General features: G+C 50.2%; 18 protein-coding genes. 10 read left to right on the top strand and 8 right to left on the bottom strand.

The window, feature by feature from the left end; genetic code table 11:
• Positions 1 to 72: 72 nt before the first annotated feature.
• From EXU85_RS08275 to EXU85_RS08290, 4 genes are all read left to right on the top strand, one after another.
• Positions 73 to 1,098: a zinc-binding dehydrogenase gene (locus EXU85_RS08275; protein WP_142771634.1), complete on the top strand. Its 1,026-nt coding sequence runs from the start codon at positions 73 to 75 to the stop codon at positions 1,096 to 1,098.
• Positions 1,099 to 1,101: 3 nt separating this feature from the next.
• On the top strand, positions 1,102 to 1,878 hold the full coding sequence (locus tag EXU85_RS08280) for an SDR family NAD(P)-dependent oxidoreductase (RefSeq protein ID WP_142771635.1): 777 nt from the start codon (positions 1,102 to 1,104) through the stop codon (positions 1,876 to 1,878).
• Positions 1,879 to 1,890: 12 nt separating this feature from the next.
• A complete protein-coding gene (locus EXU85_RS08285) occupies positions 1,891 to 2,781 on the top strand; it encodes a sugar phosphate isomerase/epimerase (protein ID WP_142771636.1) in 891 nt (296 codons plus the stop codon).
• Positions 2,782 to 3,192: 411 nt separating this feature from the next.
• On the top strand, positions 3,193 to 4,641 hold the full coding sequence (locus EXU85_RS08290) for a Gfo/Idh/MocA family protein (RefSeq protein ID WP_142771637.1): 1,449 nt from the start codon (positions 3,193 to 3,195) through the stop codon (positions 4,639 to 4,641).
• 133 nt (positions 4,642 to 4,774) lie between these two features.
• Here EXU85_RS08290 and EXU85_RS08295 read toward each other — a convergent pair whose 3' ends face one another.
• The 7 genes from EXU85_RS08295 to EXU85_RS08320 all read right to left on the bottom strand — a co-directional run bounded on the left by EXU85_RS08295 (position 4,775) and on the right by EXU85_RS08320 (position 14,710).
• The gene (locus EXU85_RS08295; RefSeq protein ID WP_142771638.1) at positions 4,775 to 5,293 is read right to left on the bottom strand and encodes a YfiT family bacillithiol transferase; all 519 of its coding nucleotides are present in this window, start codon (positions 5,291 to 5,293) and stop codon (positions 4,775 to 4,777) included.
• A gap of 62 nt (positions 5,294 to 5,355) precedes the next feature.
• The gene (locus tag EXU85_RS08300; RefSeq protein WP_246859461.1) at positions 5,356 to 7,641 is read right to left on the bottom strand and encodes a hypothetical protein; all 2,286 of its coding nucleotides are present in this window, start codon (positions 7,639 to 7,641) and stop codon (positions 5,356 to 5,358) included.
• Between the two features lie 2 nt (positions 7,642 to 7,643).
• Positions 7,644 to 7,778, bottom strand: a complete 135-nt coding sequence (locus EXU85_RS35960) for a hypothetical protein (RefSeq protein ID WP_256366033.1) — start codon at positions 7,776 to 7,778, stop codon at positions 7,644 to 7,646.
• Positions 7,779 to 7,834: 56 nt separating this feature from the next.
• Entirely contained in the window at positions 7,835 to 10,066 is a 2,232-nt protein-coding gene (locus EXU85_RS08305) for a hypothetical protein (RefSeq protein WP_246859462.1), read from the bottom strand.
• 29 nt (positions 10,067 to 10,095) lie between these two features.
• Positions 10,096 to 11,286, bottom strand: a complete 1,191-nt coding sequence (locus tag EXU85_RS08310) for an exo-alpha-sialidase (RefSeq protein ID WP_142771639.1) — start codon at positions 11,284 to 11,286, stop codon at positions 10,096 to 10,098.
• Positions 11,287 to 11,358: 72 nt separating this feature from the next.
• Positions 11,359 to 12,405, bottom strand: coding sequence for a polysaccharide deacetylase family protein (locus EXU85_RS08315; protein ID WP_142771640.1), 1,047 nt, complete (start codon positions 12,403 to 12,405; stop codon positions 11,359 to 11,361).
• Positions 12,406 to 12,436: 31 nt separating this feature from the next.
• Entirely contained in the window at positions 12,437 to 14,710 is a 2,274-nt protein-coding gene (locus EXU85_RS08320) for a two-component regulator propeller domain-containing protein (protein WP_142771641.1), read from the bottom strand.
• Positions 14,711 to 15,346: 636 nt separating this feature from the next.
• Between EXU85_RS08320 and EXU85_RS08325 the strand changes: the two genes are divergently transcribed.
• The 6 genes from EXU85_RS08325 (at position 15,347) to EXU85_RS08350 (ending at position 24,388) form a co-directional block, all read left to right on the top strand.
• Positions 15,347 to 15,883, top strand: a complete 537-nt coding sequence (locus EXU85_RS08325) for an RNA polymerase sigma factor (protein ID WP_142771642.1) — start codon at positions 15,347 to 15,349, stop codon at positions 15,881 to 15,883.
• 80 nt (positions 15,884 to 15,963) lie between these two features.
• On the top strand, positions 15,964 to 16,161 hold the full coding sequence (locus tag EXU85_RS08330; RefSeq protein ID WP_142771643.1) for a hypothetical protein: 198 nt from the start codon (positions 15,964 to 15,966) through the stop codon (positions 16,159 to 16,161).
• 223 nt (positions 16,162 to 16,384) lie between these two features.
• Entirely contained in the window at positions 16,385 to 19,798 is a 3,414-nt protein-coding gene (locus tag EXU85_RS08335) for a SusC/RagA family TonB-linked outer membrane protein (protein WP_142771644.1), read from the top strand.
• Between the two features lie 139 nt (positions 19,799 to 19,937).
• Entirely contained in the window at positions 19,938 to 21,581 is a 1,644-nt protein-coding gene (locus EXU85_RS08340) for a SusD/RagB family nutrient-binding outer membrane lipoprotein (RefSeq protein WP_142771645.1), read from the top strand.
• Positions 21,582 to 21,697: 116 nt separating this feature from the next.
• Positions 21,698 to 22,966, top strand: coding sequence for a hypothetical protein (locus EXU85_RS08345; protein WP_142771646.1), 1,269 nt, complete (start codon positions 21,698 to 21,700; stop codon positions 22,964 to 22,966).
• 48 nt (positions 22,967 to 23,014) lie between these two features.
• Positions 23,015 to 24,388 carry a PhoPQ-activated pathogenicity-related family protein gene (locus EXU85_RS08350; RefSeq protein WP_142771647.1) on the top strand — a complete coding sequence of 458 codons (1,374 nt, stop codon included), beginning with the start codon at positions 23,015 to 23,017 and terminating at the stop codon, positions 24,386 to 24,388.
• 109 nt (positions 24,389 to 24,497) lie between these two features.
• Here the strand turns inward: EXU85_RS08350 and EXU85_RS08355 are convergent, their stop codons facing one another.
• Positions 24,498 to 25,535, bottom strand: a complete 1,038-nt coding sequence (locus EXU85_RS08355; RefSeq protein ID WP_142771648.1) for an SDR family oxidoreductase — start codon at positions 25,533 to 25,535, stop codon at positions 24,498 to 24,500.
• Positions 25,536 to 25,611: the final 76 nt, after the last annotated feature.

Raw genomic sequence — 25,611 nt, forward strand, 5'->3', positions numbered from 1 at the left:
AATAGTTACGTATAGCTCCGTGTTCTCTGTTGTTGCCTCTGTTCCTCTGTGTTTACTAATCTCATTTACCTTATGAAATCTGCTGCCGTTGTTAATTATGCGCCGGAGAAAGGCTCCGTCGAGATTCGTGAACTGGATCGGCCTACAATTGGTGAGGATGATGTGTTGCTGGAGGTTGCTAATGTCGGTGTTTGCGGAAGCGACCTTCATCAGTGGACGTCCGATCATAGCTGGCCGGTAAACTACCCGGTGGTGCTGGGCCATGAATTTGGTGGACATATTATTGAGCTTGGAAGCCGGGTTACGGGCTGGCGTGAGGGGGATCGGGTCGTTAGCGAAACGGCGGCTGTTATCGATGCCAACAACCCGATGACCCGTCGCGGATTGTATAACCTCGATCCCACGCGCAAAGGGTTTGGGTATGGTGTCAATGGGGCCATGACGCGTTTTGTGCGCGTGCCCTCCCGCTGTTTGCACCTCGTACCCGATCAACTGGCGTTTGAACAGGCTTGCCTGACCGAACCCTGCTGTGTGGCTTTCAATGCTGTTGTAGAAAATAGCCGGATCAAACCGGGTGATCGGGTCATTGTGCTGGGGCCGGGCACCATCGGTATTTTATGTGCCGCCATGGCGCGGCTCTGCGGGGCCGAAGTGGCGCTGGTTGGCCTAGAATCCGATCGGCATCGGCTGGAAATCGGGAAACACTACGGCTGCGAACCCATCATTGGTGATGCCACCGAATGGGCCCGAAAAGCGGATGGTCTCGGTGCCGACTGCATCATCGACGCGGCTGGTACCAGCATTACCCTGAAGCTGGCCATGCAATGGGTGCGTCCCAACGGGCATATTACCAAAGTGGGCTGGGGACCACAGCCGCTGGGCTTTTCGCTCGATCCATTGGTCCAGAAAAACGTGACTCTTCAGGGGAGTTTTAGCCATAACTGGCCCATCTGGGAGCGCGTAATTGCCTTACTCGCCAGTGGGCAGCTGGACGTAAAACCTATTATTGGGGGTGTATGGCCAGTTACCGACTGGCACGAAGCTTTTGAAAAAATGCACCGGGGCGATGTCGTGAAAAGTGTACTCAAACCTGTATAACCAATGCGACTGCTGAACAAAGTCATTATCGTTACCGGCAGTTGTACCGGTATTGGGAAGGCCATTGCGAGTCGGTGCGTTGCCGAAGGCGCGCGGGTGGTTATTCACGGACTGGAACAGGAACTGGGCGAAGCAATCGTGGCCTCGCTGGGAAGCGATAAGGCCGTCTTGCACATCGAAGAAATTACCGCCGAACGTGCCCCGCAGCACTTGGTCGATCTCGCCCTGAGAACTTTTGGTCGACTGGATGCGGTGGTCAATAATGCGGCTATGGTTGTTTCGTCAAACACCCAGACAACAGATCTGGCGCTGTTTCGTACGGTTCTGGAAGTGAATACATTAGCACCTTTCGCGCTGATCAAAGTGGCCTTGCCCCACTTACAAAAACAACGGGGCTGTGTACTGAATATTGGATCGCTCAATGCCTGGTGTGGTGAGCCGAACCTCATGGCGTATAGTGTCTCGAAAGGGGCCATGGTGACGTTAACTCGCAACCTGGGCGATACCCTTCATCGGGAGGTGGGCGTACGGGTCAATCAACTGAATCCGGGCTGGGTGCTGACGGAGCGGGAAATCCAGCGCAAACACGAGCAGGGCCTTGCCGACGATTGGTACGAACAACTTCCGCCGGACGTTGCGCCCTCGGGCCGTATGTTGCAACCCGACGAAATTGCAGCCGCAGCCGTCTACTGGCTGGCGGATGAAAGCGGCCCTGTCAGCGGCCAAATCCTTGACCTGGAACAGTACCCCTTTATTGGCCGTAATCTACCGAAGAATTAATCATTTACAACTATGCCTCAACTAGCGGCTTTCCCCAAGGCTTTTATGCAGCAGCTCTGCAAAGACGGAACCATGCAGGTTTCGGACTGGATTGAGCTGGCGGCCAAACTCGATATTGATGGGCTGGAGTGGTATGCCGGATTCCTGGAAATGGAAAACGAAGCCAACTGGCCTTTGTTTCGCCAGCAGGTGGAAGCGCACGGAAAGGTGATTCCGATGATGTGCTGCTCCCCGGATTTTACGCACCCCGACGCGGCATTTCGCGCTACTGAGATTGCTAAGCAGAAGCGATGGATTGATATGACGTATATACTGGGTGGTTCATACTGTCGGGTGCTGTCCGGCCAGCGTCGACCGGAGTTGTCTATTGACGAAGGAGTAGCCCTGGCGGCCGAATGCATCGAAGCCTGTTTGCCTTACGCGCAGGCGCGTGGCATTACGCTCATTATCGAAAATCATTACAAGGATGATTTCTGGATATACCCCGAATTCGCCCAGAAGATGGATGTGTTCTGTAAGCTCGTCGACCGGATCAACCATCCTAATTTTGGGGTTAATTACGATCCCAGCAATACCTACCTCGCTGGGGAAGATCCGCTGGAACTACTCTACCGGGTATCGCACCGCGTAGTGACCATGCACGCCAGTGATCGGTATTTGCTCGAAGGTACGATTGAGGATTTGCGTCGCGAAGAAGGAGGAGCGGCTGGCTATGCCAAACGACTCAGCCATGGCGAGATTGGCAAGGGACTAAACGATTACGACGCCATATTCACCGAACTGAAACGAGTAGGGTTCAATGGGTGGATCAGTATTGAAGATGGGGTCGATGGGATGGCGCAACTGGAACGCAGTGTAGCATTTCTTCGTAAAAAAATGGTGGAATATTGGCCGGCGGATTGACGGTTTGTGGTGGCAGATGCTCACATCTGATACTTGAGATTTCTCAAAATCTTGTGTCTATAGGTTTTGAGAAACCTATTAATGTCGGGTTTAAGAACCCGATATCACGAAAACGAACCTGACTTTGTTCTCGCTTGGCTCCGCCGAGTGAGAGGTATTGCTTTAAGGGCCTCTGGCCCGTTTATACCCTATTTTACCGGCCAGAGGCCGTTATAAAAATAGTCCTCCCTCGGCGGAGCCAAGAGAGAACGGGGAAATCTACTGATGTCAGGTTTAATAACCCGACGCCACGAAAAGCAAAAAAAGCAAAACGAAAGGTACGATTGCGCTATAAATCAGTAGTATACTGTATGTCAATGGGATCGAAATCCCATTTGGCTAATTCCTAAACGCTAAAAACCGAATATTTCTATGGAAGAAAAGAAAACTACATCGAATGCAGAGAGTCGTCGCGACTTTTTGAAAACCTCATCGCTGGCGGCTACGTCATTTTTTATTGTTCCCCGGCACGTACTTGGGAAAGGGTTTGTAGCACCGAGCGATAAATTGAACATTGCCGGGATTGGGGCAGGCGGTAAAGGCAAAAGTGATCTGGCCGCGTTTTCACAAAGCCCCAACGTCAACATTGTTGCCCTCTGCGATGTGGACGACCGGCAGGCCGTCGATTCGCGGAGCCGCTTTCCGAAGGCAACCTACTACAAGGACTTTCGGGAAATGCTTTCCAAAGAAAATAAGAACATTGATGCGTGCTCCATTTCAACACCGGACAACACCCACGCTGTAGCCACGCTGGCAGCCATGCAGTTGGGCAAGCACGTGTACACCCAAAAACCCCTCACGCACGACATCTACGAATCGCGGATTTTGGGGCAGGCCGCCAAAAAATACAAAGTAGTAACCCAAATGGGTAACCAGGGTGGTTCGGGGAATGGGGTTCGCCGGATGAAAGAGATCTACGATTCGGGGATCATTGGCGAGGTTCACAAAGTATTGACCTGGACCAATCGCCCGGTTTGGCCGCAAGCTGTTCCGACCGACAAATCTTATGATATTCCAAAAGAACTTGATTTCGATTTGTGGTTGGGGCCCGCTAAAAAAGTACCCTATAATGAAGCCTATTTGCCCTGGAACTGGCGTGGCTGGTGGCCCTACGGAACGGGTGCGCTTGGCGATATGGCCTGCCACATCATGGACCCCGTGTTCCGTATCTTACCCATCGACTACCCAACGTCAGTTGAATGTAGTGTGGCCGGAACCTGGGCGTTTACGCTTCGTCCACAGGATGACAACCCCGACTGGACGCCCTTCTCATCCTCCATTCACCTCGATTATCCCCGCAAAGATGGCAAAGGGAACATCAAGGTGAGCTGGTACGACGGCGGCATTTTACCCGAATTGCCCGAAGAACTGCTGCCCGGTGAAAGTTTCGGCAACTCCGACGGTGGGGTGTTGTTCATTGGCTCAAAAGGAAAGCTGATGGCTGATTGCTACGGAGCTAAGCCGCGTTTGTTGCCGCTGAAAGCCAACGAGTCGCTCAACATTCCCGAAACGATTGCCCGCGTACCGAACGAAGACCATTACCTCCAATGGGTCGATGCGTGTATTGCGGGTTATGGAAAGGGCGTGACGAGTTCGCCGTTTGAATATGCTGCGCCATTCGCCGAAAGCATCCTGATTGGAAACCTGGCCTTACGAAGCTGGATGCTCCGCGATAATCCATCAGCAAAACGATCGGCCGATCGCTACAACGGTCGCAAGAAGTTGTATTACGATGCGCCCAACATGAAGATCACGAATTACGAACCCGCCAATCAGTTTGTAAAACGGGATTACCGGGAGGGCTGGAGCTTGACGTTGTAGAATGCCGGGCAATACTGTGATTACCGTGATGTCGGGTTCTTAAACCCGACATTAGTAGGTTTCTCAAAACCTCGTGTCTATAGGTTTTGAGAAACCTCAAGTGTCAGATGTGAGCATCTGACATCACAGTACATTAGCTTAATGCCAGTTTGATATGCGCCAGATGGTGCTGAACGTGCCAGGCGGTCATGGCCAGGGCCTGAGCCTGATTGATCTGGATTTGCCGAACGGGATGATAATATGCAATGGCTAACTGGTCTGATGTCAGGGAGTTGGCTAAATAAACATAGCGCCGGGTAACGCCATCGAGAAGAACAAGAGAGTCTGTAATGGGGGCTTCGGTGGCGTCGGGCGTATGTACCCAGGCGTTCATGTCGATGAGCGTAAGCACCTTGTAGTCAGGCTCCGTCAACGCTTTCTTCATTCGAAAAAAATGCACAAACTGAATGTCGGCCACATGATGAACCAGTTGATGCACAGTCCAGCTGCCTTCCCGGTATGTTTTCGCCAGATCGGTAGGCGACAGATTTTCGACCAGTTGCCGATACTGGGCGGGGCTATTTTCGATGATACTAATAAGATGCGCCAGCTCATCTGCGGAGTACGTATCCTGGGTTACAAAGGGTCCAATGGGGTACTTACGATCGTCCATGTCAACAAAAGAGAAGTAAAGTTGCAAGGTAGTCAATTCTCTTTTTGATGATTCATCTTTGGTTATTTCCCAACCGGTCCGCTGATGGCACCCAGATACCGACCCATCCAATAAGGCAACAGAAAGGAATCACCCGCGCTCAATTCGCTCACCACTTTGCCGGGTCGGTCGAGTTTGAAGAGGTTGCGATTATGCTTGAGTTCCGGGCGTTCGTCGGGTGGTAAAACTTCTTTAGTTGTTTGGCCCCTGAAATTTTCGGGAACGAGTTCAATGTCTTTTCGGTGACTATTCATCACGGGCCACTCGATCATATCCAGCGGAAATTCCTGTAGATACCAGACCGTTTCGGGTAAATCGAAGGTTTTGGCACCGGTCATGGCATAGCAGAGGTTCCAGAGACCGTCTTTTTCGGGACGTTCGGCTTGCCAGTGATCTTTGATAGCCTCGCGGTAGTTGGCTTTCAGTTCGGGTGTGAAGGCATACCGATATAGGGGCCAATAGGCTAGAAAGTACATTTCATCGTCGGAGTGGTTCCAGCCTTCGGAGAGCATTTTGGCCCAATCGTCGGAGCCGGGAGGGGCTTTCCCGATCTCGCTCATGGGGCGCATCAGATTTTCCAGATAACCATGTTTTTGCATGAGCTCATAGGCTTTCTCCTTGTAAACAGGCTTCCCCGTGAAGTGATAAGCCGCCTGCAAAAACGCAATGATGTTCGATGAGTTGATTTTTCGATCTCCGACATTCGTTGGGAACCCGTTCACATAGGTTGGATTCCATTTGCCCCAGAGGGTAGGCTTGCCGTCGAAGTCGATCAGGTACCAGTCGTTGTTGATGATGTTGGTCATCAGTTGATCCAGCAGCGTAATAGCCCGCTTTTTTACGTCACCATCCATGAGTTCGGCCATCAGGGTCAACGTAAATACCTGCCCAACCGTTTGATCACTGCTGGTTGTTCCGCGCCAGTCCCATTCCGGATCTTTGGCATGCACCCAACCGTTTGTCATGCCACCATCCCAGGCTTTCGGATCAAATTTATGGTACCCTTTCCGTTCGAATCCGCGAGCAAAATAGCCACTCATACCGGTAATGCTGAACAGCCGTTCCATAGCCTCGAAAGACTCCAGACAGTTTTGAAGGGCTTCTTTGTCGCCGGTTACCTTGTAGCGGAACAACTGACTAACCAGGTACATGGATGTCCAGAGGTTATCGCTGTCGCGCTGGCCCATCTGAGCGGTCGACAGATCGCCATTTTTGATGGCGGTTACGTCGCAGTTAAACCCGTACCGGATATGTCGTTGCCGGACCTGTTTTTCGTAGCGCAATGCCTTTTCGCTTAAGGTTATGGCCTCGAAATGGATTTCGCCCAGGCCCTTGTTCGTCAGGATCAGAATGGTTTTGCCTTCGCCTTCCGAAATAGCCGTTACCTGATTGCCGGGTAGCCAGCGCTCACCGTAGTAATAATTGAATTTGCCATCGGGCCGTAGCATAAACGCACCCTGACCAGAACCGAACCAGAGGTTACCCTGAATGAGCTGAATAGCCGTTAGATTCGGGCAGGGAAGTTTTTGCTGGATACTACCGATGGGTTTATACGTAGCAGCATCGAGCGTCCAATAGCCATTGGTGGTACCCAGGTAAATTTTGTTGGTTCCGATGGCAAAACAAGTCAGGTTGGGATTCTGAAAAACGGGTGTTAACTGCTTCTTCGCCAGATCAATCACGTTCAGTGAGTGGCTTCCTAATACCCAGAACCAATTTTTTGCCGAATCGTACCGAACCGATTTCACCTGATCCTGACTCAGTTCCCCTTTCCAAACAACCCCCGATTCGGAAAGAACCGTTAATCGAGTGCCATCTGAAACCAGAAAGGTGAAACCGGAGCCGGAACAAAACAGTGTTGCTCCAGACAGCCCATGTTTGGTAAACAGCTTACCCGCCCAGGCATTGCTGACAATGGCGGTGTCATCAAGGTAAACGAATTGGTGGTCATGTAGTCCAAGACCCACGATTTTTCGGTCGGCAATGGGTTTGTAGGAACGGTCGGGTTCCAGCGTTCCGGGATATTGAAACTGCCCTCCTCTGGGTCGCAATAAGCCTTTCGATGAAGCGACCTGAATCACGCCGTTTCGATCCGAGAAGACGTTTTGTAACTGGATGGTGCTATCTGCGGTGTAGAATTTTACGCTATAATCCTGTTGATAAGGCAGGTCGCGGTAGGCGGCTATTTGGGCGAGGGCGACAGTTGGAATAAAGAGCGAAAGAATGAATGAGTGCCGCAATAGATGTTGAAAGGGCGTATCGGTTCGGAGAGAACGCTTTGTGAGTTTTGAAAAAATGGCCAACGTCATGATTATTTCAGCAGATATTTTGTGGTGCCGGGTTGAAGAACCCGACACTGCGGTAATGCCATCGTAAAATCACCCCGTTCTCGCTTGGCGAAGCCAAGCGAGAACGGGGGAAAACGTTCGGTTTTGAGAAACCTCACAGTGCCGGGTTGAAGAACCCGACACCACATTATTGCATTGATAATAAACAGCGTAATCACTTTCCAACGGGCGCGCTGATTACACCCAGATAACGGCCCATCCAGTAGGGCAGTAGCCAGATGTCGCCCGCGCTATGTTCCGAGTTACCATTGCCACGGGTGCGGTCCAGGCTAAACATATTGCCATTGTGCCGCTGAATAGGTCGCTCATCAGGGGGGAGCACCTCTTTTGTGGTTTGATTCCGGAAATTGGGGGCAATGGGCTCAATGTCCTTCCGATGGCTGTTCATGATCTCCCAGTCGATCAGGTCGAGTGGATGCTCCCGTAGGTACCAGGCTGCTTCGGGAATGTCGACATTTTTAGCGCCGGTCAGGGCCGAGAAAATGTTCCAGGCTCCTTCTTTTTCGGGACGTTCGGCCTGCCAGTGATCCAGAATCGCCTGTTTGTACTTGGCGCGTAAGTTCTCGTCAAATGCATAGCGATACAACCCCCAGTAGCCAACAAAGTACATTTCATCATCGGAGTGATTCCAGCCATCCGACATGTGCTTGCTGTGCTCATCGGCGTCTGCCGGAGCTTTTCCGATTATACTCATGGGGCGCATCAGGTTTTCCAGATAGCCGTTTTTCTGTAGCAGTTCAAGCGCCTTCTTTTTGTACTTTTCTTTTTTAGTGAAATGATAGGCCGTTTGTAGCATGGCCGTGAGGTTGGAGGAGTTCAACTTACGGTCGCCCACGTTGATCGGAAAGGCATTCACATACTCCGGGTGCCATTTGCCCCACATCGTCGGTTTTCCGTCGAAGTCGATCAGATAGAGATTGTGCGACAGAATGTGGCTCATCACCGTATCGATGAGTGTAATAGCCCGGCGTTGAAGGTTTTTGTCGTCAACTAATTCGGCCATGGCCCCGAACGCGAAAATATGGCCAATCACTTCGTCGCTACTGGTTGTTGACTTCCAGTCCCAGCCGGGCTGGGGCGAATGCTGCCAACGCTCAGGGTCCGAGAGTTGGTTGATATAACCTGCCCGCTCAAAGGATCGGGCGGGGAAACCGGGAACGGGGTTGATGGTGTACAGCCGCTCCATCGCATCGAGCGATTCCCGGCAATTTTGCAGAGCTTCTTTGTCTTTCGTAACGGCATAGCGGAAAATTTCTCCGCCCAGATACATCGATGTCCAAAGTCCATCATTATCCGAGTCAGACATATAGCCCGTGGCCAGATTGCCTTTCTCCATCCGATCCAGCGAGGCATTGAACCCATTCCGGATGTGGCGATTCCGCACCTGATCTTCGTAAAAGAGCGCTTTGTCGTGGAGGGTCATTGCCTTGAAACAGATTTTGCCCAGTCCCGCCGTGGTCAGGACTAATACCGAATTCTTGGGGCCTTCGGTGATACTGACAACCTGATTGCCGGGTAGCCAGCGTTCGCCGTAATAATAATCGAACTTGCCATCGGGCCGCAACGAAAAGGCTCCCTTGGTTGAGCCAAACCAAATTTTGCCACCAGCTTCTGCCACCGCTGTGATTTCCGTCCAGGGAAGTTTCCGGTGAATAGCCCCAATCTGTTTCTTACTAGCCGCATCGAGTTCGATATAGCCATCGTTGGTTCCGATGATGACGTTCTTATTGGCATTGGCGAGAGCGAATGCCGTAAAACCAGTTCCCTCAAAAACCTTGGTCAAGCTGAAGTTTGCGCCGGAAAGTGTATAGAGCGATTTCTTGCCGAGAATCCAGAATAGGTTCGTGGCGGGTTGGAAACGTACGCTCAGGACGTCATCGCCGGAGATTGCGCCCTTCCAAAGAAGCTTACCATCCCGAACAACGTTCAGCGCACTTCCGTCAGACACGAGGAAAGTAAGATCGGGAGTGCCGACAAAACTAGTTGCCTTCGGAAGCTGGTGTTCGGCAAACAATTTCCCCGCCCAGGCATTACTCAATACCGCTTTTTGACTCAGATAAACGAGTTGCTGGTTTTGTGAACCGATGGCCTGAAGCTTCATATCCTTGATGAATCGGTAGCTCTGATCAGGCTGTAAGGTGCCTGGATGCAGAAAGTCACCGTCGGCGGTGTGCAGTAAGCCTTCGGAAGAGAAGACCTGAATGACGCCATTGCGGTCGCAGGCTACGCCCGATAAACTGGCGGTTGGCTTGTTGACATAATATTTGACGCTGTAATCCTGTAGAAAAGGTTTGTCCTGATAAGGTACCTGCGCCCTCAGTTCATGCCCCACCGAAAAGAAGAAAGCAGCTAAACTGAACCAGAAACGTGTATAAGGAATTTGCATAATCGTGAATAAGAAGAGATGAGTGAGTTTTAGTGGTCAATGCGTTGAGGATCAACAACTACGTAGTTAATCGACTTGCCGTTTTTGGTTCCATCGTGATGCGAGTAGGTCATGTGCAACAGACCGTCAGGCGTTTGAATGAGGGAAGGGTAGGAGTAGCCGCCCTGCCCCGGCTGGTGATCTTCGATGCGTGTTTTCCATGTCCAGGTTTTGCCTTCATCGTCCGACAAAAACAAACTCAACCGATAGCGACCATCGTCAATATCGTTCCCCAGAAACGCCCAGCGGCCATCCTTGAGCACGAGCAGTTCAACACTCGCGGTATTGGGAATGTCTGTTTTTGTCGTGGCTTTCCAGCTTTCGCCCCGATCCGCCGATTCGCTGACATGCACGCGTGTGGGGCCGTCTCCGCTATCGCGCATGAGGGCGACAATCGTTCCGTCGTTCCGCCGGGCTAGGGCGGGTTGAATGGGCCCTCTTCCTACAACGGGTAAGCTGGGTCGCCAGGTAGTGCCATCGTCGTCGGAAATAGCCATAAGCGAGAAATTGAAGCCGTCGGAATACAAGGGGAGCACAATACGGCCTTTGTCCAGAAGCAACGGTTTGATGCGTGTCATCCAGCCTATGGAGCGCTTCCCGGCATCCCGGCTGGCCTCAATAATCATGTTGTCGTATTTGGGAGCATAGCCTCCCCAACCAGCACTGCTTTGGGGCAAATCCTTAAATTTAGCGGCCACTTCGTTGGCAAATGAATCCCCGGGTTTGAGTAGGATATTGTCCTGCCAATTCCAGATGGGCGGGCCACTTTTGGCGTAATCGGTTGAGGTTTTGACGCGAAGAATGGAGTACTCCCACTGGTTGGCCTGTACGGCTATCCATACCAGAAATAACTTCCCCTGACTATTCAGAAAAACGACCGGGTTGCAATCGGGCAGGTTGGGCGTATCGGCCATCAGGAAGGGTTCGCTCCACGCTTTTCCCCCTTTTTGTAAGCGGGCACCCATGATCTTCACATCGTCGGCGGTGCGTTCGCCACTGCCCTGAAACCATACGGCCAGAAAATCGCCATTGGGCAGACTAACGAGGCTACTGCCGTGTACGTGCTTTTCCTGGGCAGGGAAAATGAGCGTTTCGCGGACAATAGCCCGATCAGGTGCCTGGGCGAAACCAGCGGCTGTTGCCAGAAAGAGGATTATAAGTAGGAGAACTATTTTTGTCATTGGTGTTTTTAGGCTTTTGAAGTTATCTGGTAGGCTGGCACGGGTAAATACCCGCGCCAGGTAGCCAGATACTTACTTCGCCTGTTTCCTGCGTTGCATAACTTCGCGCCAGGTGGTTAGGATAATGCCTTCTTTTTTCAGGTACGCTTTCAGTGCTGAGTCCATCATGGAAAGCATGTCACCTAAGCGTGAGCCTCCCGAGGATGAGATTTGTTTGAATTCCTCCGATGCATCGGTACTGTGGACAATGAACATGGCAAGGCCGGGTTCCATCCGGGAAATAGCATCTTTAAACTGCTCGGTTTTATAGCTGCCCCAGGCTTCGGGGCTAACGTCTTTGGTATCGGGCCGCCAGTTTCCACTGATCGTGTGTAAGTCATCGAGGACAGGCAAACCGGCTTTCCAGATTAGTTCGCCAACCGCTTTCGTATTTTTAACAAGTTCTGGAATGGGTAACTGCATGCCTTCTTTCCATTTGCCTTCGGCTTGTAGTTTTTTGATAATTGGGTAATTCGTGCATTCGATCAGCAGTTTATCGTTGCCGCCCGGAAACATCACAGGGATGCCATACGCAATACCCACCTTTATATACCGGTCGAGGTACGACTGATCGGCAAAGAGCGTGCCCATGTGTGAGTCCAGGTGGGTGGGCTTCAGCCCCATAGCAATAGCTCTGTCGATCTGCGCTTTCATTTCCAGCTCAACTTCATCGGCTTTGGCGTGTTTGATCACGTCGGGCACTTCCGGCCAGAAAGCCCCTTCGGGATCTGTCAGGCCGGGTACCTGTTTGCCGCCTGCCAGCGGACTCCATCGGTAGTTTTTCCATTCGGAGGTCAGGGTGAGGTGAATGCCTGCGTCAATTCCCGTTTTCAGCGCATACCTCACGAAACTGGCTGCCCAGGGGCAGGGCATCATAATACTCGTAGACGTGGCCGTTCCCTGTTCCAGCGACTTGATAGTGCCCTGGTTAGATGGGTACGACATACCCGCATCGTCTACGTGAAAAATAACCACTTTCGCACCTTTCGGCCAGCCTAGTTTTTCGGCATAGGTCTGCGCATGCATTTTACCGACAGTACAACACAGAATGGCAAACAGACTAATTAGTAGCGATTTCATAGTTTATCGATTTGTGCAAACGCACGTAAACTTATTTTTTACTGTCAATCATTCCCAGGTAGCGTCCCATCCAGTAGGGGAGTAGCCAGAAAACGGGTTCACGTTCAATATCAGGCTGGCCGTTTATGGCCGCCCAGGGGTTTTTATCCCAGCGAACAACGGTGCGTATACTGGCGGGGGGTAGCTCGCTAACCTGAAGTTCATCCAGGACCGGCGTTCGCACAATGCGCACGTCTTCACGTTTGGTATGGTCGATAGTCCAGTTAATTAAGTCAAGGGGTGTATCGACTAAAAACTCGATGGAAGGCGCTAGTTCGACTTTTTTATTGCGGGAATAGCAGTATAGGAAATTGATAAGCGGATTTCTGTCGGCTTTACGCTGTTGGAGCCAGGTATCCATATGCTCTTCATAGAAAGCCCGGATTTTGGGGTCTTTTTCGCAGCGAACCAGAATGGGATAGACATAAGCCGCCAGCATGACATCGAAGTAAATGAACCAGGCGGGATTCTGTTCCGCGATCTTCGCCATATTATCGAGATAGCCTTCTTTGTCAATGAGTTGTCGGTAATGGTGCTCGTAATCGGGTTTTCCGGTTACGTGATAGGCCAGTTTAAGAAACGCCAGCAATTCCATGGAATTCTGGTTTCGGTCGGGTGCCCAGTCGGGGTCGCGGTTAAGTTTGTTGGGCGACCACACTCCCCAGCGCGTGTGGGTACCGTATACATCCGTCAGCGTGAAGTCGTTGGCAATGAGGTGATCAACTAGCCGGGCAACGTGTTTGCGGATGACCGCTTTTTCGGCTTCATCCGCTACCAGTTCATAGTACACGTAGTAGCCTATCATGTGCCCGCAGAGTTCGTCGCTGCTGGTATCGCCTTTCCACCGCCATTTCCCATCTATAGAGGTGTGCCAACGGACTTCAACGGGCTTGAATCGAGGCTCTTTTACGAGTTCGTCGGCTCGTTCCTGCGGGCTAAATGTACGGTTGCCATCGTCCACCCGAGTCCAGTTAGCCGGAACAATGGTTCGGGCAAAAAAGCCATCTGGCCCCGTTACTTCCTGAAGAAGTCGTAAAAAATCAAATGCCTTTTTCGCCTTCGCTCTGGCATCTGGATTTTTTGTGGCGGCATACCGGAAGCACTCCATTGCCAGGTAGTTGGCGGTGTACTCCCCATCATTATCGTCATCGTCTGGCTCCCAGGTGGTTACACTGCCCGGAACCGGTAAGCGACACTGCCCGGCAATCCAGGGGCTACGGATATGCCGCTTCATAAGTACATCGTAAAAATAATCCTGCTTTTGCGCCAGATTCATCGGCCTACGCTTAATAGCGCTTACACCTTTTGTTGTGGCAATCCAGGCGTTTCCTTCGGCGTCGAAGGCGATATCGTTTACGTGATCGTCGAGCAGCCACCGGCGACTAAACCGAAGGGAATGGCTACCATCGGGCTTGTATCGAACTACGCCCGTTTCCGTTCCAACCCACATGCTTCCATCCGGTGCCCGTTCAATACAATTCACATAAACGGATGGAGTGCCCTGTGCTGGTTGCAGCACCCGTTTGGGCTTTCCCTGCTGCAAAATTGTTACTCCGCCAAGACCCGCAACCCACAGCTGTTGAGCCGTATCGAACGCAATGTCTTTGGTGGAAGCACTCAGTAACTCATCTGTTTTTTGGAGGAGCGTGGTTTGGTTAGGGGTAGCATGAAACAGACCAACGTCCGTGGCAATCCAAAGGCCACCCTGCCGATCCGACAGTGCATGTCGGATGGAGCGTGCGATAGGGTAGTTCTTTTTCTGACAGCCAGTTGCGTTGATCAGCCATACCCCTTGTGGTCCTATTGCGTAGGTACCTTCCGATGCCGTAACCACCGATGAAATGGGCGCTACGGGGCCTGCGATCTGAGTAAGCTTCTGATTTGTATACTGATAGAGGCCATTCCAGGCGCCCACCCACACTACCGACTGTGCATCGGCAGCTACTGAATAGGCAGGACCTTGATCGGTAGGTGAGAATAGAGCTGTCCATTCCGTCTGGGTCGCTTTTTTTACGAATACTCCAGCGGCTGTAGCAATCCAGACTGACCCCTGACCGTCGACGACAATGCTGCGTACCTCATTGGCTCTGGCATCCACCCCAACCGGATATGGTTCATGGTATTCCTGTTCGAATGGTACATCGGTATAGATGCTTGTCGATGCGCTGTTTTCCTCCGACGAACGCATACCCCACTGGCAGGCCCAGAGCAGAAGGCCCAGCATACCAGCGGTAGTCGCTTGTCGGAAACATCGATACAACTTCATTCGGGATTGGGGTGTCGTCGTGCGTAGCGTTCCCCTGATATACTCCCTGGCTGGTGTATCGGACTATTGCCAGCATGGTTAATTTCCAGATCAACGGAAGGAAGATAATTGTCTGCTGGTATGGCTAGAGGCTATTTCTGCTTCCAAACGGTACGTTACCCCAACGTTATGTGCCTTCCAATCAATACATGCTGGTTTTTTTGTAAGCACCTGATACTGTGCGAATAGTAGATTTTTTTCAGACAGGAATATTATGTCAGTATAAATTTTAATGACTTTGCGCAAATTGAAGGCAATTTTACGCAAGAAGCGAAAATAAATTGAAATAGGCAGGTCTATATTTGTTGCGGCTACGGAGTCTACGCCAAATTTTATTTTGAATAAATCTCCATGGCAGATTGATTAATAACTAACAGTGCGAGTTGGCGAAAAATCATTCTGTCTAATTAATCCAAAATCCTATTCGGTGATTTTCTGGATTTGTTTATAAAAATTTTGTGATTAATTCAATTTGCGAGTTTTTGTTGGATTTTACCGTAAACAAGCGGTCTGTAGATCTGATGAAATACCTGATTGTTCGATCTGAATTAGTGCCGTGTTTCTATTCTGAATTTCCACCTTAACTTTTCTATACTCATGGCTTGTCCCACCGAAAGCATTATTCTCCTGGCTATTCAGGGTGATCAGGCGGCTTTTGCTAAAGTATACCAGCATTACCGGACACCAGCGCTTAAGTTCAGCATCTCCCTCCTGAAGGATAAGGAAGAAGCCGAAAATATGGTGCATGATGTATTTATAAAGATCTGGGAGAAACGGGCGCTTATTAACCCAGAACTGAATTTTAGCTCCTACCTCTTTACCTGCCTGCGGAATATGATATTTGATTACCTAAAGCAGATGGAAAAAAGCCAGCTGCTCAGGCAACGGTATATGGAACGGATGGAGCGGAATTCCCAAGATGATCCGGAAGAGTTGGAAGTCAGATGTATGCTCCTCCACACAGCCATTAATGCACTATCTGAAAAACGAAAACAGATTCTACTGCTCAATGTAGAAGGTGGGAAATCGTATCAGGAAATAGCCGAATCACTACGTATCTCAAAGAATACAGTAAAGAACCAGCTCGTAAAAGCCAAGCAATTGTTGCGGGAGCGGGTAGACTTATCGAACTAACTAAAATAAATACAGTCAGGGGAATAGTCTTTTTTTCGGCCTTGCCCGTAGTATGTGTAAACTGCCTAAACACCAAAGCAATGTCGAGGCAAGGCATCACATACCTTCTTGAGAAATTAATCAGCAACAACCTGTCGAAAGAAGAGCTCGATGAATTTTTGGCAGGTCTGCATAGTCCCGAGGACAGACAGGCCTACTCTGATGTACTCGAGGCTTACTTTACTGAATTGCTGAATCAACACGAGTTTCAACCTGAACCTGATAAACAACCGGAGTAGACACGAGTCTGCCAACTCCATGAACGGGTATAATCACGTACGTGAATAGATAATGAATAATGTACAAAGAATAATGGATACTGATTGATCTGCGAACTTATCTTTCTGAAAGCCAGTGTGTTATTTGCTAATTGTTCATCACCCATTAATCGTTGTACATTACCCATTGCCGTTTCTCTTAATTAACCTTTGTATTTATTGAACATCTCATAACTGAACACGAATGAAACCATTTTCTACTTTTCAGTTTATTCTGAGGCAAACGCTAACCATTGTCATGCTGGTGGGAGTTTGCTGTATGCATGCGCTGGCCAATGGGCCGGCCAGAAGTAAACCGGCCAGATCCATCACCGGGAACGTAACCTTAGGCACCAATAACCAGCCTATTGCAGGGGTCAATGTCTTGATAAAAGGCACCCAGATTGGTACCGTTACCGATAAATCCGGGAACTACTCTATTACCGTCAACAACGATAATGCGGTTCTGGTCTATTCCTTTATCGGGTATAAAACGCAGGAAATAGCGGTCGGCAATAAGTCGGTCATTGATGTAGCCTTAGTTGAAAACAACGAAGTTCTGGGCGAAGTCGTCGTTACCGCGCTGGGTATCAAGCGTGAAGCGCGCTCGTTGGGCTACTCGGTTGGCGAAGTGCAGGGCAAGGATCTGAGTCGGGTGGCGCAGGAAAACGTACTGAACTCACTGGCAGGCCGTGTAGCGGGGGTGCAAATCAGCTCAACTGGACCCTCGGGTTCGTCGGTGAGCATGATTATCCGGGGCGCAAAATCCCTGAATACGGATAACCAGCCTTTGTTTGTGGTGGATGGAGTTCCGGTTGCCAACTCATTGAATAACGTGAGCCAGATCGGGAACGACAACCGCGTCGATTACGGGAACGCCATTTCCGATATCAACCCCGACGATGTGGAAAACATATCGATCCTGAAAGGTCCCAGTGCCGCTGCCCTCTACGGTTCTCGGGCGGGTAACGGTGTGGTGTTAATTACGACAAAGAGCGGTTCCAAATCGCAGAAAATGACCGTATCGGTTACGTCAAATACGGTATTTGATCAGCCGTACAAATACCTGAAAATGTCGAGCCAATTTGCTACTGGTATTCTGCCCTTTACGCCGGACAACAACCCGTATCCGGGCGGCATTCTGCAAATTGACGAAAGCTCGTCGGGTGGTGTTGGTCCTGAACTGGATAAAGGGTACAAAGCTATACAATGGAATAGCCCGGTTGGATCGGATGGGAAGCAAATTCCAACGCCCCTCGTTTCGCACCCCAACAACGTTCGTGATTTTGTGAGAACAGGTATTACCAGCACAAACGGCGTCTCGATCTCGAATAACTCGGAAAAGGTCACCTATCGGCTTTCGTATTCCAATATGACCAGCCGGGGTATTATTCCAAACTCTGATCTGTTCAAAAACACGCTGGCCCTCAATACAACGGTACGGGTGAGTAACAAGCTGACCCTGAGCACCAACCTGGACTTTAGCCGGAATAACTCCAACAACCGCCCGGCTGGCGAACGGGGTACCAATCCCATGCAGTGGGCGTATGCCGTTGGCTCGCACATCGATATCAATGACCTTCGCGATTATTGGGTACCTGGTAAAGAAGGGCTTCAGCAGAAGTCACAGAGTATCGGCAACTACAACAACCCGTACTTCCTGGCTTATGAAGTGAACAACAGCTATGTGCGGGACCGGGTGTTTGGCAACCTGCGGGCAGAATGGCAGCTAACTCCCGAAATCAAATTAATGGGTCGCTATTCGCTCGACACCTATTCTGAACAGCGGGAAACCAAAATTGCCAAGAGCTATACCGGTGAGCCCAATGGCGCTTATGGGTTGATTAACCTGAAACGCTACGAACGGAATGCCGACTTCCTGGCTACCTATACCAAACGGTTCAATGCGCTGAGCGTCGTAGTATCGGCGGGGGGGAACAATCGGTATTCGCAGTCAACGGATCTAAGTAACAGCAGCAAAAATGGAGCAGGGTTAATTATTCCGGGTCTGTACACCATTCAGAATATTGCACCAAACAACCTTCAGTACAATAATTACCTGTACAAAAAGGCTATTTACAGTGCGTATGCCACGGCCAACTTAGGCTTCAAAGACATGATTTACCTGGACTTGACCGCCCGAAACGACTGGTCAAGTACCCTGCCGGTCAACAACCGTTCGTATTTCTACCCCTCGGCTTCGGTGAGTTTGTTGCTCAACGAGATGTTTCACATCTCCAACAACGTTGATCTGTTTAAAGTACGGGCGGGTGTAGCACAGGTAGGTAACGATGCCAACCCCTACAGTTTGTACCCCACGTTGGGCGATGCGGGTGCCTGGAATGGCGTAACGCGTCTGTCAAAATCAGGAAGCATCCTGCTGCCAGAACTGAAGCCTGAAATTGCCACCTCCTATGAAGTGGGTATTGATTACAATATGTTCCGGAACCGACTCCGTTTTTCGGGAACGTATTATATGTCGGAGAACCGCAACCAGATTCTACCCTCGCAGATTGCTCCTTCTTCGGGCTTCACTACCAAAAATATCAACGCGGGTCTGCTGGAAAGCCGGGGTGTTGAACTCTCGCTGGGAGGAACCATTCTCGACAAAGGCGGCCTGCGCTGGGACCTGACCACCAACTTCACAAAGAACACAACCCGTATTAAAGAACTGGCCGAAGGTATACCCTATTACACCTTATGGACGGATGCCAAAGGCGGTGCCTGGACCTACGTAGGCGATAAAGTTGGGGATATCTATGATGCCGCCGTTATTACCGTAACCGACCAGAAATCACCCTATTATGGCTACCCAATTCTGGATAACGATGGTTCGTGGCAGAGCACAAGTGCTACCAACACGAAGAACAAAATTGGGAACTTCAACCCCAACTTTATTCTGGGTGCCCAGAGTTCCTTGTCGTACAAAGGCTTCACTCTCAATCTCTCCCTCGATTGGCGGTCTGGTGGTGATTTCGTCTCGCAGACGTACCGCTACATGGAATCGGATCTGCGCTCACAGCGGTTTTTGGATAACCTGATCAATCCAGGTGGTCGTTCGGGCGACGAGCTGCGCAACTGGCTGGTGGCCAATCAGGATGAGTACATCAAAATTCACGGTAATTTCTTCCCGATTGTGGGCGGTCCAACGGCAGCGTATGGCGGGTATCCTTTTGAATTCGGGGGTAAAACCTATGCATACGGTGTATTCAATCCGGGGGTTATTGCGCAGTATGACTCGCAGGGTAACATAACCGGCTACACGGAAAATCTGGGTGGATCGGGCACCAAAATTATCCCTTATGGCGATAACTACCCCTGGAGCTTTACCCGGGCAGCTACCTTCGATGCCTCGTTTGTTAAACTGCGTGAGATTTCGCTGGGGTACGATATCCCCGCTAAATTCGTGAAGTCGATTGGCTTACAGAATGCTACGTTCTCCGTCTATAGCCGTAACATTATTCTGTGGACAGCCGCTAAAATCAACGTTGATCCCGAAATGGCCTTCCAGCCTCAGTCCAGCCCACAAGCGGGGACCCAGTTTAAGCAAGGTATTGAACGCTATAACGTAACCCCCTGGACGATTCCGGTTGGTTTCAAACTTGGTCTCACGTTCTAAACTCATAGTCATTCATAGTCATTCGTAGTCATTGAGTCATTTGTAGGAACAAGCTGAGTGTTAGTTGATTGAGTAGCGCAACGCCTGACAACTGAAATGACTAAAAATGACCACTAATGACTAAAAACGTAATTCAGTCATGAAAAATATACTCAAAAAGAGCACGATCTGCCTGGTTCTGTTTGTGTCTTTCCTGTTTTCCTGTAAAGACCTGAGCCAGTTGAATGTGAATCCCAACGGCGTTCAGCCCGAAACGGTGAACCCCAACCTGGTTTTGCCAACGGTCCTAACTGAAACCGCTAAACTTTACCTAAACCTTGGCTTTCAGGATATTGCCGGTGTCGTGCAACATACGCAGAAAGATGCCTGGTTTAGCGGCCATAACGACTACGACTGGGGTGGCGATCAGAGCTGGACGGCTTATTATGATCAGCTTCGGAATAATGACCTGGTTTACCAACGGGCTGTTGCGCTGAACATGGAATTTCAGCAGGGCGTAGCGCTGGTCATGAAATCCATGCTCTTCGGCCTGATCACCGACTTGTGGGGCGACGCACCTTATACCAATGCACTGAAAGGCGAGCTGGGTGGTACAGATAACATTGCACCAAAATACGACGGTCAGGATGTAATTTATGCGGGTATTCTGGCAGACCTGGATAAAGCCAATATCTTGCTTTCAAAACCCAAGGCATCTTACTCGAGTATTGTGGAAAGTGCCGATGTGTATTATGCGGGTGATCCTACCAAATGGCAGAAACTGGCTAACTCGCTCAAGCTTCGGTATCTGATGCGGATTTCGGCCAAACAGCCTGATGTGGCAAAAGCTGGCATTGAGAAAATCGTAGCCAATCCGGCACAGTATCCCATCATTGACGATTCCTCTGTCGATGCCACCATGGCGTATGTAGGTAACAACTCGGGCGATGCCTGGCCATCGAATGCCGTGTTCGATATTAGCGGAAGCAACTATCGCCGGATAAAAATGTGCTCTACATTGCTCAAGCCGATGCAGGCAACCAGTGATCCCCGTCTGGCCATCTGGGCCAAAAAGGTAGAGATTCCGTTGGCCGTGGATGCTACATTGCCAGCCGGTACGGATAAAATTGTAAACGGGGTTCGGTACCTATCGCCTGATAAAGTTGGAACGACTCAAATTGATACCGATCCTAATTACGTTGGCTTGCCACCCAGTGTTTCTCAGCTTCCATCGGGCTATAACTTCAACCCAACCCCCGGCCAGACATCGGTTAACCCGCACGTTTCGTACCTGAACGAAATATATACGCAGGCCAAAGGAACGCTACTAAAAGCCCGACTGGTTTCGGCGGCTGAAGTACGGTTTATTCTGGCCGAAGCAGCACAGAAAGGCTGGGCCGCTGGCGATGCCAAAACCCAATACGAAGCGGGTGTAAAAGCCTCGTTAACTGCCTGGGGATTGGCCAGTAGTTATACGGCATTCATTGCGCAGAAAGGTGTTGCCTATGATGGCACATTGTCGCAGCTCATTGGTCAAAAATGGATTGCCAGCTGGACAGCTGCTACCGAAGCCTGGTTTGATTACCGGCGGACCGGTTTGCCAGCCTTATCGGCAGGTTATGCGGCTAAACGGAAAGCCCTTCCCCTTCGTTTTTACTACATGCGGGATGAGTTGAATCTCAACAAAACGAACTCGGCAGCCGCTATGGATAAGCTGGAAGTGACCGCCAACTCGCAGTCTGATGGTAAAAACAGCGCCTGGTCAAAACCTTGGCTGGTTCAGGGTACCGGTAAGCCCTGGTAGATGAAGTTTTATGTGTGTGATGCCCAATACGCAAGGCCGGGCCACGTTGGCTCTGGCCTTGTGCTATTATTAAACTTTGATGGCACAAGGCCAGAGCCTTGCGCCATCATACTCATATGAAGAAACTCCTTGTCACGCTTGCCTACTTATGGCTGTCTACCCCCGCTTTGGCGCAGGATTTCAAAGCGGGAGCGGCTGTCAGGCTGATTACACCGAATCCTCTATTACCCGTTTCGGGAGGCATCGGTACGCCGAAAAAAGCGGTTGAGAAAAAAGGGGAGCTATTTGTCCGGGCCTGTGTCTTTGAAAAAGGGGGTACCCGAATAGCCATCGTCAGCGTCGATAATCTGGGCTGGCCGTCGGTACTGGGGAATAAATCCAGAGCGCTTATCAAAGGAATTCCGCCCGAAAATATCCTGATTGGTTGTACGCATACCCACAGCGGGCCCGATGCCTACGGTTTCCCGAATGAGAAAGGAGAGTCTTTTGCCGATCTTCCGTACCTGGATAAATGCGTACAGGCTATGACCGATGCGGTGAATGAAGCCGTGACGAAATTGGCTCCGGCTTCGCTGAAAATTGCGGTTGGCGATGCAAAAGGGCAAATTGCCTACAACTATTACGCGCCTGAGTTATATGATCCACGATGTGGTGTTATTCAGGCAATAGCAACGGCTGGAACGAATGCCGGTAAACCCATCGTAACGCTGGTTAACTACGCCATTCACCCCGAAGTAATTGGCTCTGGTCGAGGTATTCTTAGCCCTGATCTATGCGGTCCGCTCTGCGAGCGAATTGAATCGAAAGTGGGTGGTGTTGCGCTGTTTATGAATGGTGCTCAGGGTGGCATGGTCACGGCCGATAACCGGCGTGAAGGATCGAAAGAAGCGAACACCTGGGAAGAATGTATCCGAATTGGGGAATTACTGGCCGATGAAGCTTTACGTATTGTGAGTCCCGCTGAGACTCAGGCTAATCCCACGCTGTTCTGTACCGCCCGAAACGTCACGTTTCCGATTGAATCGGATGTGATGAAATACATCGTCAAAAACTCGCCGTTGAAATACAAAGTAAGTCCCGGCGATAAGGTTATAACTCAGGTAAACCTGCTCAACGTTGGTACCGCCCAGATCCTAACCATTCCGGGCGAAGCTTTGCCGAATATTGGGTTTTACCTCAAACGACATATGCACACCAAGGTCCCGTTGCTGTTTGGCCTGACGAACGATGCTTTTGGCTACATGCTGACCAAAGTAGACTTCAACAGTTTCAAACGATATGACTACGTAAGCCGCACCAGTCTTGGAGAGAACACCGCCGAAATTTACATGGACGAAGCGCTGAAATTAGTGGCCGACTCACCGAAGGCAGATAGCTACAAGTAGCGCGGACAGAATGTCCGCGCTACCTATACATTAACCCCTAATACATCAATGAAAGCCTATTTCCTAAAAACCCTTGCCTTTCTTGGCCTTATCAGTATCAGTACGCTTTTTTCATTTAATTCTTCCAAACCAGTGGACGGTATCACCCCATCAACGGCATTGGAAAGCTATTTAAAAAATGGTGATCAGACGTTTAAATGGGAGGTAAAAGACACCTACACCTATGGCGACATTACGGCCTACGAGGTATTGCTGACGTCCCAAAAATGGCGGGAACATACCTGGAAGCACCAACTGACGGTACTCGTTCCGAAGGAAATCAAGTACGACGGTGCGCTGCTGTTTATTACTGGTGGTTCTGTTAAAGAAGGCGAGCCAAACTGGAACAAACGGGAAGATGGATTTAACCGGGCAATCAGTACGCTGGCCAGCAAGAACAACGCTATTGCAGCCGTACTGCGGCAAACACCCAACCAGCCGTTGTATGGCAATCTGACCGAAGATGCCCTGATTTCGTATACCCTGCATCAGTTTAAAAAAGATGGCGATTATTCCTGGCCGCTGCTGTTTCCGATGGTGAAGAGTGCCGTTCGGGCAATGGATGCGGTGCAGGCATTAGCCAAAGAAACGCTGCATAAAGACGTTAATCGGTTTGTTGTGTCGGGTGCTTCCAAGCGTGGCTGGACTACCTGGCTCACGGGGGCGAGTGATAAACGGGTTACGGCCATTGCGCCTATGGTGATCGATATTCTGAATATGCCGGTCAATCTGGATTATCAAATTAAGAGCTGGAATAAGTACAGTGAACAGATTGAAGATTATGTAAAAATCGGTATTCCGCAGAGCGCTAACACCAAAGAAGGAACTGCCATCAATGAAATGATTGACCCTTATTCGTACCGGAAAAAATTAACCATGCCCAAAATGTTGTTCATGGGTACCAATGATGAATACTGGACGGTTGATGCCGTTAAACACTACATTGGCCAGATACCGGGCGAGAACTACATCCATTACGTGCCCAATGTTGGTCATGACCTGGGCGATAAGCGGCAGGCACTGGAAGCATTAAACGCTTTTTTCGGAACTACCTTAGCTAAACAACCCTACCCGGCCTGTACATGGGCCGTATCGACTACGAAGAAAGGGGTAGACATCACAGTAAAAGCAACGTCCGATAAGCTGGAAGATGTTACGGTCTGGTCGGCGAATTCGACGGATATGATTTTTCAGGACGAAAAATGGGAAGGTAAAAGCTTGGGTATCAAGAATAAATCTACCTTTTCTGTCAATGAATTGTATCCGGCATCGGGTTATCGGGCGTTTTACGTCGACCTAAAATATAAAGCCCCAACCGGCGGAACCTACACCGAAAGTACCCGGATGTTCCTGACCGATAATGACGAGATTTTCCTGAAGTAAGTAGTGAACCTTCCTCTTTTTAAAAGCCCCGTTAACAGTTCGACGGCCAATGTTGATTACTTAAAAAGGGCTGATCGGCCCTTTTTAAGTTTACTAACCCATTAATCTACTAAGCTAATGCATCTTCTACCGATGTTTTGGCTTTTTTGAGCGAACCTTTCAACGATTTACCGACAGACTCCGCTGACTTTTTTGCGGAGTCTGCCCCTTTCCAGGCCTGATAGCGGTACTTCGCCGTATCATACGAATTATTCCGGCGGTAAGCCAGGTAAAGTCCGGCTATGACACCCGCTGCCAGACCGACACTCACGGCCAGGTTGGGTACTTGTTTTTTCGACTGCTCATCCGACTCGTCTTTGGGTGTCATGTCTTTTCGGACATTGGCTGCTAGTAACGGATCGGGGAGGACGTGGGCCATAGCTACCCGGGCCTTGTTCATCCAGCCAGCTACCACATGGTCTTTGCCCTGCATCAACGCTTCGTAGCCTTCCTTGGCCACGTCGGCTGGGTTTGCCGTTTTGGAAGGGTCGGCACCTTTGGTATGGGCCGCACCCGCTTTGTTGAAGAAATCCGTATTAGTAGCCCCAGGCATCAGCACCGTAATGGTGATGTTGGTATCGTTCAGTTCATTCCGAATGGCTTCCGAAAACGATTTAATGAACGCCTTCGTTGCGCCGTAAACGGCCATCATTGGGTTCGGAATGACGGACACTTCGGAACCGAGCATCAGGATTTTACCTTCATTGCGGCTTACCATATCCTTCAAATACAATTTGGTCAGGTGCATCAGGGATACTGCATTAATCTGCACAATGTCCAATTCTTTCTGCAAATCGGTTTCGGTCGCAAATTTGCCATACTCGCCCATACCCGCGTCGTTAACCAAGATATTTACCGTAAGGCCTTGTTGCTGCGTTTGTTCGTAGATAGCATCGGCAGCCTTGGGATCCGCCAGATCCTGAGCTATAATGGTTGTTTTAATGCCAAACTGTTGCTCGTATTCATCCGCAATTTGCCGGAGGCTATCGCCCGAACGGGCAACCAGAATCAGGTTATAACCGTCTTTGGCAAACAGGTTGGTCAGTTCACGACCGATGCCGCTGGTGGCCCCCGTAATGAGAACCGTCTTGTCTGTTGGAGTTTCCATAGTTGAGTTGTTCAATACTGATTCTGATTGTGTTGTCAGGTTCTTAAACCTGATGTTGTGAGGTTTCTTAAAACCT

The organism is Spirosoma sp. KCTC 42546, from assembly GCF_006965485.1.
In the GTDB taxonomy this organism is placed as follows: domain Bacteria; phylum Bacteroidota; class Bacteroidia; order Cytophagales; family Spirosomataceae; genus Spirosoma.

Excerpts from the sequence above, each read along its gene's own strand:
- EXU85_RS08295 (WP_142771638.1), bottom strand. The coding sequence starts at position 5,293 with ATGGACGATCGTAAGTACCCCATTGGACCCTTTGTAACCCAGGATACG.
- EXU85_RS08340 (WP_142771645.1), top strand. The coding sequence starts at position 19,938 with ATGAAAAATATACTCAAAAAGAGCACGATCTGCCTGGTTCTGTTTGTG.
- EXU85_RS08345 (WP_142771646.1), top strand. The coding sequence starts at position 21,698 with ATGAAGAAACTCCTTGTCACGCTTGCCTACTTATGGCTGTCTACCCCC.
- EXU85_RS08315 (WP_142771640.1), bottom strand. The coding sequence starts at position 12,405 with ATGAAATCGCTACTAATTAGTCTGTTTGCCATTCTGTGTTGTACTGTC.
- EXU85_RS08300 (WP_246859461.1), bottom strand. The coding sequence starts at position 7,641 with ATGACGTTGGCCATTTTTTCAAAACTCACAAAGCGTTCTCTCCGAACC.
- EXU85_RS08280 (WP_142771635.1), top strand. The coding sequence starts at position 1,102 with ATGCGACTGCTGAACAAAGTCATTATCGTTACCGGCAGTTGTACCGGT.
- EXU85_RS08310 (WP_142771639.1), bottom strand. The coding sequence starts at position 11,286 with ATGACAAAAATAGTTCTCCTACTTATAATCCTCTTTCTGGCAACAGCC.
- EXU85_RS08335 (WP_142771644.1), top strand. The coding sequence starts at position 16,385 with ATGAAACCATTTTCTACTTTTCAGTTTATTCTGAGGCAAACGCTAACC.
- EXU85_RS08305 (WP_246859462.1), bottom strand. The coding sequence starts at position 10,066 with ATGCAAATTCCTTATACACGTTTCTGGTTCAGTTTAGCTGCTTTCTTC.
- EXU85_RS08285 (WP_142771636.1), top strand. The coding sequence starts at position 1,891 with ATGCCTCAACTAGCGGCTTTCCCCAAGGCTTTTATGCAGCAGCTCTGC.
- EXU85_RS08355 (WP_142771648.1), bottom strand. The coding sequence starts at position 25,535 with ATGGAAACTCCAACAGACAAGACGGTTCTCATTACGGGGGCCACCAGC.
- EXU85_RS08350 (WP_142771647.1), top strand. The coding sequence starts at position 23,015 with ATGAAAGCCTATTTCCTAAAAACCCTTGCCTTTCTTGGCCTTATCAGT.
- EXU85_RS08275 (WP_142771634.1), top strand. The coding sequence starts at position 73 with ATGAAATCTGCTGCCGTTGTTAATTATGCGCCGGAGAAAGGCTCCGTC.
- EXU85_RS08320 (WP_142771641.1), bottom strand. The coding sequence starts at position 14,710 with ATGAAGTTGTATCGATGTTTCCGACAAGCGACTACCGCTGGTATGCTG.
- EXU85_RS08290 (WP_142771637.1), top strand. The coding sequence starts at position 3,193 with ATGGAAGAAAAGAAAACTACATCGAATGCAGAGAGTCGTCGCGACTTT.
- EXU85_RS08330 (WP_142771643.1), top strand. The coding sequence starts at position 15,964 with ATGTCGAGGCAAGGCATCACATACCTTCTTGAGAAATTAATCAGCAAC.
- EXU85_RS08325 (WP_142771642.1), top strand. The coding sequence starts at position 15,347 with ATGGCTTGTCCCACCGAAAGCATTATTCTCCTGGCTATTCAGGGTGAT.